The sequence below is a fragment of the Lutibacter holmesii genome, assembly GCF_042679665.1.
Lineage (GTDB): Bacteria > Bacteroidota > Bacteroidia > Flavobacteriales > Flavobacteriaceae > Lutibacter > Lutibacter holmesii.
In genome coordinates this window covers 414,770-430,258 of record NZ_JBHTMV010000003.1, presented here as the reverse complement: position 1 = coordinate 430,258, position 15,489 = coordinate 414,770, and the positions used below count along the sequence as shown (strand labels likewise).

The 15,489-nt window shown below is 32.0% G+C and carries 12 protein-coding genes and 1 tRNA gene; 4 read left to right on the top strand and 9 right to left on the bottom strand.

What is annotated here, in order from left to right:
- The first annotated feature begins 8 nt into the window (after positions 1 to 8).
- Positions 9 to 152: a hypothetical protein gene (locus ACFQ5N_RS04675; RefSeq protein WP_386808157.1), complete on the top strand. Its 144-nt coding sequence runs from the start codon at positions 9 to 11 to the stop codon at positions 150 to 152.
- On the opposite strand, the gene serS is transcribed toward ACFQ5N_RS04675, so the two are convergent.
- Genes serS through ACFQ5N_RS04660 form a run of 3 tightly spaced genes read right to left on the bottom strand, consistent with a single transcriptional unit; the run spans position 145 to position 2,970 of the window.
- Entirely contained in the window at positions 145 to 1,419 is a 1,275-nt protein-coding gene (serS, locus tag ACFQ5N_RS04670; protein WP_386808155.1) for a serine--tRNA ligase, read from the bottom strand. The two genes, ACFQ5N_RS04675 and serS, sit on opposite strands and share 8 nt — an antisense overlap.
- Before the next feature lie 52 nt (positions 1,420 to 1,471).
- Positions 1,472 to 2,014, bottom strand: a complete 543-nt coding sequence (locus ACFQ5N_RS04665) for a hypothetical protein (RefSeq protein ID WP_386808153.1) — start codon at positions 2,012 to 2,014, stop codon at positions 1,472 to 1,474.
- Between the two features lie 23 nt (positions 2,015 to 2,037).
- The gene (locus ACFQ5N_RS04660) at positions 2,038 to 2,970 is read right to left on the bottom strand and encodes a bifunctional riboflavin kinase/FAD synthetase (protein WP_386808151.1); all 933 of its coding nucleotides are present in this window, start codon (positions 2,968 to 2,970) and stop codon (positions 2,038 to 2,040) included.
- 159 nt (positions 2,971 to 3,129) lie between these two features.
- On the opposite strand from ACFQ5N_RS04660, the gene ACFQ5N_RS04655 reads away from it, so the two are divergent.
- Both ACFQ5N_RS04655 and ACFQ5N_RS04650 read left to right on the top strand, forming a co-directional pair.
- A complete protein-coding gene (locus tag ACFQ5N_RS04655) occupies positions 3,130 to 6,960 on the top strand; it encodes a reprolysin-like metallopeptidase (protein ID WP_386808149.1) in 3,831 nt (1,276 codons plus the stop codon).
- A gap of 26 nt (positions 6,961 to 6,986) precedes the next feature.
- Positions 6,987 to 7,193: a YwbE family protein gene (locus ACFQ5N_RS04650; protein WP_386808147.1), complete on the top strand. Its 207-nt coding sequence runs from the start codon at positions 6,987 to 6,989 to the stop codon at positions 7,191 to 7,193.
- Between the two features lie 107 nt (positions 7,194 to 7,300).
- Here ACFQ5N_RS04650 and ACFQ5N_RS04645 read toward each other — a convergent pair whose 3' ends face one another.
- The 5 genes from ACFQ5N_RS04645 to folB form a co-directional block, all read right to left on the bottom strand.
- Positions 7,301 to 9,136, bottom strand: coding sequence for a M1 family metallopeptidase (locus tag ACFQ5N_RS04645; RefSeq protein WP_386808145.1), 1,836 nt, complete (start codon positions 9,134 to 9,136; stop codon positions 7,301 to 7,303).
- 99 nt (positions 9,137 to 9,235) lie between these two features.
- Complete coding sequence (locus ACFQ5N_RS04640; protein WP_386808143.1) at positions 9,236 to 10,879, bottom strand: S8 family peptidase; 1,644 nt, start codon at positions 10,877 to 10,879, stop codon at positions 9,236 to 9,238.
- Between the two features lie 14 nt (positions 10,880 to 10,893).
- Positions 10,894 to 11,754 carry an MBL fold metallo-hydrolase gene (locus ACFQ5N_RS04635; protein WP_386808142.1) on the bottom strand — a complete coding sequence of 287 codons (861 nt, stop codon included), beginning with the start codon at positions 11,752 to 11,754 and terminating at the stop codon, positions 10,894 to 10,896.
- 148 nt (positions 11,755 to 11,902) lie between these two features.
- A tRNA-Cys gene (locus ACFQ5N_RS04630) sits at positions 11,903 to 11,973 on the bottom strand.
- A gap of 143 nt (positions 11,974 to 12,116) precedes the next feature.
- A complete protein-coding gene (gene folB, locus ACFQ5N_RS04625; protein ID WP_386808140.1) occupies positions 12,117 to 12,476 on the bottom strand; it encodes a dihydroneopterin aldolase in 360 nt (119 codons plus the stop codon).
- A gap of 279 nt (positions 12,477 to 12,755) precedes the next feature.
- On the opposite strand from folB, the gene ACFQ5N_RS04620 reads away from it, so the two are divergent.
- Entirely contained in the window at positions 12,756 to 14,435 is a 1,680-nt protein-coding gene (locus ACFQ5N_RS04620) for a glutamine--tRNA ligase/YqeY domain fusion protein (protein ID WP_386808138.1), read from the top strand.
- A gap of 77 nt (positions 14,436 to 14,512) precedes the next feature.
- On the opposite strand, the gene ACFQ5N_RS04615 is transcribed toward ACFQ5N_RS04620, so the two are convergent.
- Positions 14,513 to 15,487 (bottom strand): DUF4837 family protein, encoded by a 975-nt coding sequence (locus ACFQ5N_RS04615; RefSeq protein ID WP_386808137.1) that lies wholly within the window; start codon positions 15,485 to 15,487, stop codon positions 14,513 to 14,515.
- Between the last annotated feature and the right edge of the window lie 2 nt (positions 15,488 to 15,489).

The following is a 15,489-nucleotide window of genomic DNA, read 5'->3' as shown; positions in this document are numbered from 1 at the left end:
TTATAAACATGAAAGAATTAATTAAACAATACGAGGCAGCTAAAAACAGCGCATTAAAATTTATGAATAACGGAGAATTACACGCATATTTTGATGCGTTAATTAAAATGAACCACTATAAAAAATTAATGATTGCTGTACAGGCTAATTAATTATATCAAAGCCACAATACGGAACTAAAACTTCAGGAATTTTAATTCCTTCAGGTGTTTGGCAATTTTCTAACAATCCAGCTAAAACTCTTGGTAAAGCTAAAGAACTACCATTTAACGTATGTGCTAATTCGCTTTTACCATCGCTATTTTTAAAACGAAGTTTCAAACGGTTTGCTTGAAAAGTTTCGAAGTTTGATACCGAACTAATTTCTAACCAACGATCTTGTGCTGTTGAAAACATTTCAAAATCATAGGTTAATGCAGAAGTAAATCCAATATCGCCACCACATAAACGTAAAATACGGTAAGGCATTTTAAGATCTTGTAAAATTCCTTTCACGTGTTCAACCATACCATCTAATGCTTGGTAAGATTTTTCTGGGTGTTCAATTCTAACAATTTCAACTTTATCAAATTGGTGCAATCTGTTCAACCCACGAACGTGCGCTCCATAAGAACCAGCTTCACGTCTAAAACAAGGTGTGTAAGCTGTTTTACAAATAGGAAATTCACTTTCTTTAACAATAACGTTTCTATAAATATTTGTTACAGGAACTTCACCTGTTGGAATCAAATATAAATCGTCTTGTGCATCATGATACATTTGACCTTCTTTATCTGGTAATTGCCCTGTTGCAATACCTGAAGCTTCATTAACTAAATGAGGTACTTGAACCTCATCATAACCAGCATCCGTATTTTTATCTAAAAAATAATTTATAAGTGCTCTTTGTAATTTGGCACCTTTTCCTTTATAAACAGGAAAACCTGCTCCTGAAATTTTATTTCCAAGCTCAAAATCTATAATATCATATTTTTTTGCCAGTTCCCAATGTGGTAATGCCCCTTCGTGTAAAACAGGAATTTCACCTTCTTCAAAAACGTTTACATTGTCTTCATCTGTTGATCCTGCAGGAACAATTTCATTAGGAATATTTGGAATTAAATACAATAACTCCTGTAATTCTGTTGCTTTTTGTTGAAGTGTCTCAGTCAACTCTTTTGATTTCTCTTTAAGTTGCCCTGTTTTTTTCTTTAAAATTTCAGCTTTTTGGCGTTCACCAGTTTTAAAAAGCATTCCAATATCTTTTGATAATTTATTGGACTCGGCTAATACTGCGTCTAATTCAGTTTGTGTTGCTCTTCTTTCTTCGTCAGCTAAAATAGTTTTATCAACTAATTCTGCTGCATTTTTTAAGTTTCTTTTCGCTAAACCTTTTAAAACAATTTCCTTGTTTTCTCTAATAAACGCTACTTGTAACATGGCTTTTTCCTTTAATTAGTCCGCAAATTTAAGAAATTGCTATGAAAAGAAGCTAATTACTTGTAGTTGATTTTAAAGAAACCGTTTCGTGAATTTCGGAAACAATTTGAGGGACTTTTTTAATGATAAAATTTACATCAATTTTCACCAAATTAGGCGCTGTTTTTGTCAAGTTAAAAACACCTTTTGAAACAGGAAAGTAACCGCTTTCTCCTTTGCAAAAACACAAACGACCGTAATGCATTTTTATCTCTTTTAAAGTTTCATTTTGTAATTGTAAATCCTTTGTTAAATCTAGCTCAGCATACACAATTTCAGTATAATTACTGTCTTCAGTATCAGAAATTGGATTTTTTGTAAATGAATATTTAAACAATGTTTTAGTACCATCATCAATTACAGGGTACACATTTCCAAATTCATCTGTTTTAAAATTTAAAGATTTATTTGGAATTAACTCTAACAAACAGGTTCCCGATTTTGGACAATTTTCACTTTGTTGCATTACAACATCATTTACTAAAACTGAATTTGTAGGTTGCGAAGTTTTACAAGATACTAACACCAAAAAACAAATAATTACAAGATTTTTCATAGGTTTAATTTACAAAATTTATGCTAAAAAATATCGTTAATTAATTTAAGTGATTTTTCTTTATCTTTTTTTAATTGCTGCTGCAAGGCTTCAATAGATTCAAATTTTTGTTCATCACGTAAAAATGACACTACCTCAACCTGAATTTTTTGACCGTACAAATTGGCCTTAAAATCAAAAAAATGAATTTCAATGGTTTGGTTTTTACCACTAACAGTTGGCCTAAAACCAATATTCATCATTCCAAAAACTGTTTTAGAATTTAATTCAGATTTTACCAAATATGCACCCGTTTTTGGTAAAAGTTTGTACGTTTCTTTAATTCTTAAATTTGCAGTTGGAAACCCAATTTTTTCACCTAAATTATTTCCGCTAACTACTTCTCCGGTTAATATAAAATAGTAACCTAAAAAGTTATTTGCTTTTTCAATTTCACCATTTTCAATGGCAGTTCTAATTTTTGTTGAACTCACAGAAATATTGTCTATATCTTTTTGAGAAATTTCATTCACACCAAAATCATAGGTATGCCCATATTCTTCTAATTGCTCAAAATTACCTTCTCTATTTTTTCCAAAGTGATGATCATATCCTATAATTAATTTTGAAATATTTAAGGTGTTTACAAGAATTTTTCGAACAAAATCTAACGCCGTAAGTTTAGAAAAATCTTCAGTAAAAGGCTGAATAACAATTTCTTCTAATCCGATTTTCTCTAATAATTGAATACGCTCATCAATTGTATTTATTAACTTTATATCAATATCTTTTTGCAACACCATTCTTGGATGCGGGAAAAAAGTAAGCAGTAAAGATGTGGCATTTTTTTTATTAGCACTCTTAATTAGTTTTTTTATAACTTTTTGATGCCCTACGTGCACCCCATCAAACGTACCTATGGTAACAAATGTTTTGTTGGTTGAATTATATTGAGATAAATCGTTGTAAATTTTCAATGTTGAAAACAATATTTAGGAATTGAAGTGGTAAAAATAATGTATTTTATTAAAAAGCAGCATACCCAAATTAATTTATATTGGTATTAAAATTGTAGAAAAAAGAATATGAGTTATATTTGTTAACACTAAAATTTATATTTAACTAGAACTAAAACTATGAAAGCATTATTTTATAAACTAATTACCAGCGTATTTTTTTTCTTTTTTACAGTGCTTTCACTTACAGCCCAATCACACGATGAATTGTGGTCTAGAAACGCTGAAGTTGAAGTAAATTCAAAACATAAAGTTGAAAGAAGATCAATTCCAAATGCTTATGAAATTTTTCAATTAGACATTGATGCTTTAAGCCAAAAACTTCAAAATACTCCAAAAAGAAAGGGCAAACAAGGAAAATCAAGTAGTATTATTGGTTTTCCAACTGCTTCTGGAGATATTGTAAATTATGAAGTTTTTGAAGCTTCCATTTTAAATGAATCCTTACAAAATAAATATCCAAGTATTAAATCTTACATTGGTAAAAGTGTTGACAATTCTGGAGAAATAATTAGATTTAGTTTATCAAAAATAGGTTTACACGCAATGGTTATGCAGCATAAAGGTGGTGCTGTTTTTATTGACCCGTACACTTCAGATTTTAAATCGTATATGGTTTATTCAAAAAAAGATGTACCAACAATAGATCCTTTTGTTTGTTTGGTTGACGAAACAAATTCAGAAGAAACTTCAGAAAAATCAACGCTTAGTTCAAAAAGCACGAATGCAAATGATGGCCAATTAAGAACTTACAGATTAGCTATTGCTACAACAGGAGAGTATTCTCAGTTTCAATTAATTTACAACGGTATAGGTTCAAGTACACCTATTTCAGAAAAAAAAGAAGTAATACTTTCAGCCATTAATGTTACAATGACACGTGTAAATGGAATTTTTGAACGTGATCTTTCATTAACCATGGAATTAGTTGCAAATAACGACGATGTTATTTTTTTAGATCCAGGTCTTGACGGGCTAACAAATGACGATGGTAGTGTTTTAATTAGTGAAAGCCAAACCGTGATAGATGCCAACATAGGTTTTGATAACTATGACATTGGCCATACATTTAGTACTGGTGGTGGTGGTTTAGCACAATTAAATTCACCTTGTACCACCAATAAAGCTAGAGGAATAACTGGTTCAAGTTACCCAATTGGTGACACTTATGATATAGATTATGTTGCACACGAAATGGGACATCAATTTGGGGCGCATCATACATTTAATAGTGATGAAGGAAGCTGTGATGGAAATATAAATAGCAGCACAGCCATTGAACCAGGAAGTGGTTCTACAATTATGGCGTATGCAGGTTTATGTACTCCTGAGAATGTGCAATCACAAAGTGATGACTATTTTCATTTAGTAAGTATTAGAGAAATGTGGTCAAATATTAGCTTTGGAAATAGCAGTAGTTGTGCAGTATTAACTGACACCGGAAATTCAGCACCTAATGTTAGTACATTAACAAACTACACCATCCCTGTTTCTACTCCTTTTGTTTTAAGCGCTAATGCTACAGATGCTGACAATGATATTTTAACTTATACTTGGGAACAATTAGATACTGAAACTGCTATTGCTCCTCCAATTCCAACATCAACAGAAGGACCTTCATTTAGATCGGTTGCGCCAAGTACATCACCAATGAGATACTTTCCAAATCAAAGTACGGTGATTGCTGGTAACTTAAATAATTCTTGGGAAGTGTTACCTTCAGTTAGCAGAACTATGACATTTGGTGTTAATGTTAGAGATAATAATTTAAATGGAGGACAGTCTGCAAGTAAAGAAATGACCTTAACATTTAGCGACTCTTCAGGACCTTTTAAAGTAACCTCTCAAGCTAGTGCTACTTCATGGAATTCAGAAGATTCAAAAACAATTACATGGGATGTTGCAAATACAACCAGTGCTCCTGTGAGCTGTTCAAATGTAAATATTTTACTTTCAACTGATGGAGGTTATACCTACCCTTACACATTGGCTTCAAATGTTCCAAATAACGGTTCGTACTCTATTACTGTTCCTAATACAACCACCAATTTAGGAAGAGTTAAAGTAGAAAGTGTTGGCAATATTTTTTACGCTATAAACAGTGCAAATATTAGTATTCAAGCCAAAGAGTTTCAAATGAATTTTAGCGAAAGTAACGTACAAGTTTGTAAACCGTCAAATGCAGTTTATAGTTTTAATTACAATACTTTTTTAGGTTTTAATGAAACCACAACATTCTCTGCTACCGGAAATCCTGCAGGTTCTGTGGTTACATTCAACCCTACAACTGCAACGGCTAATAACACAACTGTTGAAATTACCATTAGCAATCTTACCAATGCTACTGTTGGAGCATATGAAATTGATATTATTGGAACATCAGCAACTACTTCATTAGAAAGAACAGAAACACTTACATTGAATGTTTTTGATGATAACATAACAGCACCAACACTAGCAAACCCTGTAAATAATGCAACCGAACTATTAAGCCCATTTGTTTTTGAATGGGATACTAATGAAAATGCAGAAACTTATCAAATTCAAATTGCTACAGACAGTGATTTTAACTCAATTGTTGAAGAAAACAATGCCGTTACGTCAAACACTTATACTTCAGAAGTTTTAGATACCAACAACACTTATTTTTGGCGAGTAAAAGCAATAAATAACTGTGGTGAAAGTGTTTTTTCAGAAGTATTTTCATTTCAAACAGCAAGTGTTTTTTGTAATATACATAGCGCTACAGATACACCTTTAAATATACCAGACAATAATTCAAGTGGTGTAAATTCAGTAATTTCAGTAACAGATAACTTATCTATTTCAGATATTAAAGTTTCAGTAAATATTACGCATCCTTATTTACAAGATTTAACCTTGACACTTACTAGTCCAAATGGCGTTGCAATTTTACTCTCTGTAAGTAATGGTAGTTCTGGATCTAATTACTCAAATACAATTTTTAGCGATGATGCCACCACAGCTATTAGTGATGGTTCAGCTCCTTTTAGCGGAGAATACACTCCTCAAGTAGCATTATCTAACCTAGACAATACAACATCATTAGGTGATTGGACCTTAAATGTGACAGATAATGGAGCTCAAGACGTGGGTGTTATTGTAAGTTGGGCCATAGATATTTGCGGAGTACAAGCTGCAGATGCGAATGACGACGATAATGATGGCGTAAGTAATGATATTGATCTTTGTCCAAACTCAACACCGGGTTCTAATGTAGATGCACTAGGTTGTTTTATGCTTTCTGCAAGCAATTTTAATATTGAAGCTATAGGTGAAACTTGCTCTGGAAAAGGAAACGGACAACTATTAATTTCTACGGAAGAAAGACATACTTATACCACAACCATAAATGGTGTTGACTATAGTTTTTCAAACAGTAGAATTATTGAGAATTTACCTAACGGAACCTATGATTTTTGTATTGCTATTGCTGAAGAAAATTATGAGCAATACTTTACAATAACTATTGAAGAAGCCGCTACAATTTCAGCAAAAGCAACTGTTAAATCTAATAATGCAGCCATAACAATTTCTGAAGGAACAGCACCTTACAGCATATTGGTAAATGGAAAAGAAGTATTAAAAACTTCCAACCCTTCTTTTTCAATTGCAATTGAACACGGTGATGTTGTTGAAGTTAAAACAGCTATAGAATGTGAAGGTGTATTCTCAAAAAACATTGATTTATTTGAAAACATAATAGCCTATCCAAATCCTTCAAATGGTAGTTTCCAAATTACGGTACCTTCTAACAATAGCAATGTAACTGTTGAAATTTACAATGTACAATCACAATTATTATTAACTAAGGTTTACCCTGTAAAATATGGAGAAATTCAATTAAATATTGAAGAAATGCCTTCAGGTGTTTATTTTGCCAAAATTATTTCAGAGAACCCAGCAACACTAAAATTAATTAAACAATAGTTCATTAACACCATTATTTTTAAGACATGGAAACTCAAAAATTAGAAGGGAAATTTAGAAAGAATATAACTATTGGAAGTACTGTTGAAGTTGTACAAAAGCAACACCAAAGATCTGGTGAATTAACTGAAGGAATTGTAAAACGTTTTTTAACCAAATCACCCAATCATCCGCACGGAATTAAAGTACAATTAGAAACTGGTATCGTTGGCCGTGTAAAATGGGTTTTGTAAGTATTAAAACTTATAATTATTAAATTTCACATAAAACCCTGTATTCAAAAAGTATGAATACAGGGTTATTTATTTTTTAGATGTACGTTTTATTAAAACTTACATTCTTATTTTTTTACATAAGTATTATTTGCTTTATCAATATCAGCCATCATTCCTGAAGGATCAATTTCAACCTTAACAACATCCTTTTTAGTAGTAAAAGTATAGGTAGGATATGCCCAAGCCCAATCTTTTAAAATAGTTGCTGAAGTTGGTTTTGTTCCCCTCATCATTTGCAACGGAATATTAAAATTTTCTGAAGTCCCATCAGCATAAGTAACAGTAACATCAATTGGCATTGGCATTGCACCAGCTCTTGCTAAAGTAATTGTACTTCCTTCAACTTTTGCTACAGCATAATCTATGGTATGTTTTGTCTCTGTCCATTCATTTAAATACCAATCTAAATGAATTCCTGAAACTTTTTCAGCAATACGTTTAAAATCGTTTGGTGTTGGGTGTTTAAATTTAAAGTCGTTATAATATTGTTTTAACGTTTCCTTTACGTTATCCTCACCAATAATATAGTTTAATTGCGAAACAAAAATACTTCCTTTGGTGTAGCTTCCAATACTAAAAGCTGCGTTGGTATTAAACCTATCAGAATGTGTAGTTAGCGATTCTTCAAAATCGTTTTTTACAATATAATAGTAACCTCTGTAGCCATTTGAGTTTGGTGTATCACTTTCTCCTTTTAAATATTTATTAGAAGCTAATGTTGAAATATATGTTGTAAATCCTTCATCCATCCAAGAATGCTTACTTTCATTGGTAGCTAATAAATGCTGAAACCATGCATGCGCAAATTCATGAAAAATGGTTCCTGCAATTCCATTTAAACTTTTTCCGCCAGCAACCAAAGTACACATTGCATACTCCATACCACCATCTCCACCTTGAATAACTGAATATTGTTCCCAAGGATACGGTCCAATAGCAGTATTGTAATACTCCATAGCTTTTACCGTTAATGGCTGTACTTCTTTCCAAGCTTTTTTATAGGTATCGGTATTTTTATATAAAAAATGAAGTGTTGTTCCACTTTCAGTTTTCACAACATCATGAGCATAATTAGCATCAGCAGCCCACGTAAAATCGTGTACCATTTTTGCCTTAAAATGCCACGCCAATTTTTCTCCTTTTTGAATAGCTAAAGGCAAACTTTTGTTTTCATATCCGTGACCAATTTCTTGCGGATTTTGAAGTACTCCGGTTCCACCAACTGTATATGTTTTATCAATATGAATAGTTACATCAAAATCACCCCAAACTCCGTGAAACTCACGAGCAATATATGGATGATCGTGCCAACCTTCAAAATCATATTCAGCCATTTTTGGATACCATTGTGCCATAGAAAGTGCAATACCATCTTCACTATTTCTTCCTGCTCGTCTAATATGAACAGGTACTTGACCTTCAAATTCCATATCAAATGTTACTTTTTCTCCAGGCTGAATTGGTGAAATCAAATCAACAACTAGTAACGTTCCTTCCACAGTAAATGATAACTTTTTTCCGCCTTGTTTTAACGATAACACATTTAAATACCCTATTTCATTTAGTTTTAAATCTGCTATTCTACTTTTATAAACAGGATTTTCCTTTGTTCCTGTGTTGGTAACCATCCTTCTATCTGGGTCTACAATTGATTGTAGCCTGCTATCCATTTCGCTTCCTGGTTGAAAAGCATTGTAGTATAAATGGTAAAAAACTCTGTTTAAAACATCAGGAGAATTATTAGTGTACACCAATTTTTGAGTTCCGGTATATTGGAATGTTTCTACATTCATATCAACATCCATAGTATAATCTACCTGTTGTTGCCAATACGATGTATTGTTTTGAGCATTTATTAAAACAGTGTTGGCAACAAATAAGAGTATCAATAATTTTTTCATGAGGTTGTTTTTTTTCGAAAGTGCAATATAGCTATAACTATAGAAACTAAAAAAGCACCTTCAAAATGAAGGTGCTCTTTTAACAGAACATTATAATTTTTACTTTTTATTTACCATTTTATCAGCTAATAACAATGCATTGTAAGCATTTAATACTTTTCCTGAAACTGATAATGTTGAAAAATTAGCTTTTTCACCTTCTTTTCCTGGAATTAAAACATCCATATCAACTTCAATACCTGAATTCATGATAATGTGTTTTACTTGACTTGCAGATAACTCTGGGTAGTATGATCTTACCAAAGCAGCAACACCTGCAACTTCAGGAGATGCCATTGATGTACCATTGTATTTTGCATACTCATTATTTGGAATTGTAGAATAAATTTGAACTCCAGGAGCAAAAACATCTACATTTATTTTTCCGTAGTTTGAAAAAGTTGCAGGCATATTTTCATCATAATTAGAGCTCATTGCTCCAACGGTTAAAACATTGTCACAAAGTTCATTTATTTTATCAGCAGTATCATTTGGCCAATTTTCACTTACATCAATATCTTTACCATCATTACCAGCCGCGTGAACTAATAATACATCGTTTTTCTCAGCATATTTAAAAGCTTCAAAAACCCACTCTGGATTTGGAGACCAACTTTTTCCAAAGCTCATATTAATTACTTTTGCACCATTATCAACGGCATATCTAATTGCTAAAGCAACATCTTTATCACGCTCATCTCCATCAGGAACGGCTCTTACAGACATTAACACAGCATTATCTGCAACACCTTTCATTCCAAGGTTATTAGTACGATTTGCTAAAATAATTCCTGAAACATGTGTTCCATGTGATTCTATTTCTTTTGAACCAATTACAGCACCATTTCCATAGTTTAAATTTGTAATATCCTCAGGGTCATCACCTACAATTGCTCTACCATCATACTCTAAATCGTAACTTTTATTTTCTGCTTGAGAATCATAGTACTCTTTAAAATCTTCATATGTAGCGCCTCTTTCATACAACGCAATTAATCCTGCTACTTGTCCTGACAGTGCAACATCATCAGATTTAAATGCTTTTAAAGCTTCTAATGAAATACTATCAGTACCCATTGCTTTCATAACATTTTCAAATGTGTCATTAATTTGATTTAAACGCTCCATAGTTGCAATATGTGATCCTGCAGAAGCATTGTAAGCTTTTTCGTATTTTTTAAACAATTCAAAATCTGCTTTATCTTCAGCACTTACAGTTTCAGCTGTTTTACCTTCAAATTTAGCTTTTGATTTTGCATATAAACGAGTAATTTCTAACTGCTCAGGAGCAGCAACACCATAACCTCCTAAAAAGTTCCATCCATATACATCATCAACATATCCATTTTTATCATCATCAATTCCATTTCCAGGAATTTCTTTTGAATTTACCCAAAGTACATCTTTTAAATCTTCGTGTTCAATATCAATTCCTGAATCAATTACACCAACTACAACAGTTGTACTTTCTTTTCCTTCAACAAATTTATAAGCTTTCTCTAAACTCATTCCTGGAATTGAGTCTGATGCTAAATCGGCATGCGCCCAATGATTAAAATCTTCATCACTAATTGTTCCTTTTTTTGCAGTTGCATTTGCTACAGCTGTGTCCATTGTAGGAACGGCCATATTTTTAATTGAACTACAACTTGATAATGTAATGGCTGCAATGGCCACTACATACATTGGTTTTAATATTCTCATTTTTATCTTTATTGTTAATTAAATACTTCGTTAAATTTAAAGGTTTCGTTCACTCGAACTCCTTTTTCTGTATGCTTTACTGTACATAATTGGTTGCTAGCATCATGCTCTAAAAACAACACATAATTATTATCTGCAGCTTTATTTAAAAATTTCGCTTTTTCATCCATTGTTAATAAAGGACGCGTATCATAACCCATCACATACGGTAAAGGAATATGACCTACAGTTGGCAATAAATCTGCCATAAAAACCAAGGTTTTATCTTTATACTGAATATGAGGAATCATTTGTTTTTCGGTATGGCCATCAGCAAATAAAATATCAAATCCTAGTGCAGTGTTTTTAGCAAAATCACCAGTAGGAATATCTAAAAACTGTAACTGTTCGCTCGCTTCAATAGGATTTATATTTTCTTTTAAAAAAGAGGCTTTTTCACGCACGTTAGGAGCTATAGCCCATTGCCAATGATTTTTATTAGACCAAAATTTGGCATTTTTAAAAGCAGGTTGGTAACCAGTTCTGTCTTTATTCCATTGAATAGCACCACCACAGTGATCAAAATGTAAATGCGTTAAAAAAACATCGGTAATATCATCACGGTGAAAGCCGTATTTGGCTAATGAACTATCTAAAGAAAACCCTCCAAAAAAGTGATAGTATCCAAAAAAATTATCAGATTGTTTGTTTCCTGTTCCTGTATCAATTAATATGAGCCTATCTCCATCTTCAATAAGCATACTACGCATACTTAAATCAACTAAATTATTTGCGTCAGCCGGGTTGGTTCTTTGCCATAAAGTTTTAGGAACTACACCAAACATAGCACCACCATCTAACTTAAAGTTTCCTGTTTCAATAGGATAAATTTTCATACACGAAAAAATTTCAATACAACTAACTGAATATCAATACAAAATACATACCAGTTATACTTATTGCAAGCACAAATATACATTAATTTATGCTTAACAAAATGTTAAAGAATTAAAAAAACCCAAGCATATTGCTTAGGTTTTTTTGAGGCGACGAGCGGATTCGAACCGCTGTAGGAGCTTTTGCAGAGCCCAGCCTAGCCACTCGGCCACGACGCCATAATTTGGATTGCAAATTTAATATTTTTTAATGAGTTAACAAGTATTTTTTTAATTAATGTTTAATAGCTGCTTATTCAAAATTACTCACTTGTTACTATAGTTGTTTTAGTTGTCTGAATATAAATACAATAAAAGCTAAATTATTCTCTTTTTTTACTCATTTCAATAGTCACCATTGCTACATTGCCTCCAATTGGTGGATTTAATTTAGAAACTTCAACTTTAGCCAATTTTACAATACTAATTTCAGCTAAAATACGATCTAAAATACGTTTAGCAACTTCTTCTAAAAGTTTAGAACGTATAGCCATTTCCTCTTTTACAATTTTGTTTAAATGTACATAATCAACCGTATCTGCCAGGTCATCAGACACTGCAGATTTTGATAAATTAGCTTTTACAGCAACATCAACTCTATAATCTGAACCAATTTTACCTTCTTCAATTAAACAACCATGATAGGCATATACTCTAATGTTTTTTACTTTAATTGTTCCCATAATAGCTTAAATTTTATGAACTACTACAAAGGTAGAATTATGAAATGATATTTTACCATTAATTATTGAAATTTAACCCCTGCGTTAGGGATAGAATGGTTTGTTTGAGCTCTTTTTTTTGTTTTTCTAAACTAAAAAAAAGCGAGTAATGATAGCCCGACCTGTAAGGGAACGCCCAAATAATTTTTATAATTTTAAACAGAATGCTTCATTTAGTACAGTTACAAGTTGAATTGCCAAAAAAAATCGATATTTTTGCCCTTTATTACTATTATAATTATGAGTGAAGAAAATAAATCACTGAATTTTATTGAGCAAATTATTGAAGAGGATTTGGCCAACGGACTACCAAAAGAGAAATTGCGTTTTCGATTTCCGCCTGAACCAAATGGTTATTTGCACATTGGACATGCAGCTTCTATTTGTTTAAATTTTGGCTTAGGTTTAAGTTACAATGCGCCTGTAAACTTGCGTTTTGATGATACAAACCCTGCGAAAGAGGAACAAGAATATGTAGATTCAATTAAAGAAGATATTAAATGGCTTGGCTTTAATTGGGATAAAGAATTGTATTCTTCAGACTATTTTCAGCAATTATTTGATTGGACAATTACCTTAATTAAAGAAGGTAAAGCGTATGTAGATGACCAATCTTCTGAAGAAATGGCAAAACAAAAAGGTACGCCTACTGAAGTTGGAATTAATAGCCCAAATAGAGATAGAAGCATTGAAGAAAACTTAGATTTATTCATGAAAATGAAAAATGGTGAGTTTGAAGAAGGTTCTCATGTTTTGCGTGCAAAAATTGATATGGAACACGTAAATATGCATATGCGTGATCCAATTATGTATAGAATTTTGAAAAAACACCACCATAGAACTGGAGACGATTGGTGTATTTACCCAATGTACGATTGGACACACGGTGAAAGTGATTATTTGGAGCAAATTTCACATTCTATTTGTACTTTAGAATTTAAAAGTCATAGAGATTTATACGATTGGTACGTAGACCAAGTAGTAGATCCAAGTTTATTAAGACCTAAACAACGTGAATTTGCTCGTAGAAATTTAAGCTATACTGTAATGAGTAAGCGTAAATTATTGCAATTGGTTGAAGAAGGTATTGTAAATGGTTGGGATGACCCTAGAATGCCTACAATTTCAGGTTTGCGAAGAAGAGGTTATACTCCAAATTCAATTAGAACTTTTAGTGAAACTGCAGGAATCTCCAAAAGAGATAATGTTACAGATGTTGCTTTGTTAGAACATTGTATTAAAGATGATTTAAACAAAACTGCACCACGTGTAATGGCTGTATTGAACCCTGTAAAAGTGGTAATTACCAATTATCCTGAAGGAAAAGAAGAGCTTTTAACTGCTGAAAACAATCAGGAAGATGAAAATGCAGGTTATAGAGAAGTGCCTTTTAGCCGAGAAATTTATATTGAAAAAGAAGACTTTAGAGAAGAAGCTAATAAGAAGTTTTTTAGATTGAAACTTGGTAAAGAAGTTCGTTTAAAAAACGCATATATTATTAAAGCTGAAAGCTGTATAAAAGATGAAAATGGTGAAGTTACTGAAATTCACTGTACTTATGATGAGGATTCTTTAAGCGGAAGTGGAACTGAAGCAAGCAAACGTAAAGTAAAAGGTACCTTACATTGGGTTTCTATAAAACACGCAGTAAAAGCAGAAGTAAGAGTATACGATCGCTTGTTTACAGATGAAGCTCCTGATAGTTATAAAGACAAAGATTTTAAAGAATTTATAAATCCGAACTCGTTACAAATTATCAATGCTTTTGTAGAACCAAGTTTAAAAAGTGCCAAAAACTTAGATCGTTTTCAATTTCAACGATTGGGATACTTTTGTGTAGATACTGATTCAACTGAAAGCCATTTAATTTTTAACAGAACTGTGCCTTTAAGAGACAGTTGGGCTAAAATGGCTAAGTAAATTATCTTTTATTATAGAACTAAAAAACCCGTTTCAACAATATTGAAACGGGTTTTTTATGATTTATTTTTTGTATTCTAGTTAACTTTTAAGGTTTTTAAAATAGCTTCTAATTCAAACATATAATCACGTTTATTAATTCCAGGAGCAAACGTTAAACCTTCAACCACAATTAAACGATTATTAGGCTTATCAACTACAGTATAGCTTAAAAAAGGACCTGCCATATACACACCTTTCACTTCCCATTTACCTCTTGTTTCAAACGCTTTTTTTCCATCAATTTCAACATCAAATATGTGTGGTGTATACGCTTCTTCTGTAATCATATAAGAATCGTCAACTTGACCAGGAATATTTTTTTTACCAAACGCATTTCTAATGGCTACAATATTATTTCCATTCTCATCGTCTTCTGAAGTAATTGGCACACTATACGCAAATAACTCCATACTATTTCCTCCATTTAAGTGATATCTATACCAAACAAAATCACCGTTATCTTCAACCTTCCTGTATGTTCTAGGAATTGTAATACTAAAACCTTGTTTTTTAAATGTTTCAATTTGAGCTGGATCCCAATATTTTTTTAAAATACTTCTTCTAACCGTTTCTAAATCTGCGCTTTTAAAAACTTCAATTATTCTTTGACTGTTTTTTTGAATTTCAGCAATTAGTTCTTCTTCATTTTTACCGGTAATAGTAATTATTTTTTGTGGAGACGCATACACTTCTGAACCAACTAAGAATGAATTTTCGCCAGTAATTCCAACATTTAAAATACTACGTGTAGCTTTAAACATAGAACTAAAATTTTCCATAGGTACTTGTGTTACTTCAAACTGAGACTCAGGTTGTGGTAAACCTACTACAGGCTCTGCAATTATTTTACGCAATTCGTCACCAATATCACCAGCCCATTCGCTATTTTTCATAACAACCAACAAATTATTAATTCGTCCGTTTGCCTCTTTATAACTCTTTTTTTGATTTCCTGAATCACACGAAATAAAGAGCGTAATAATTGCTAATAGAATACCTAGTTTTTTCATTA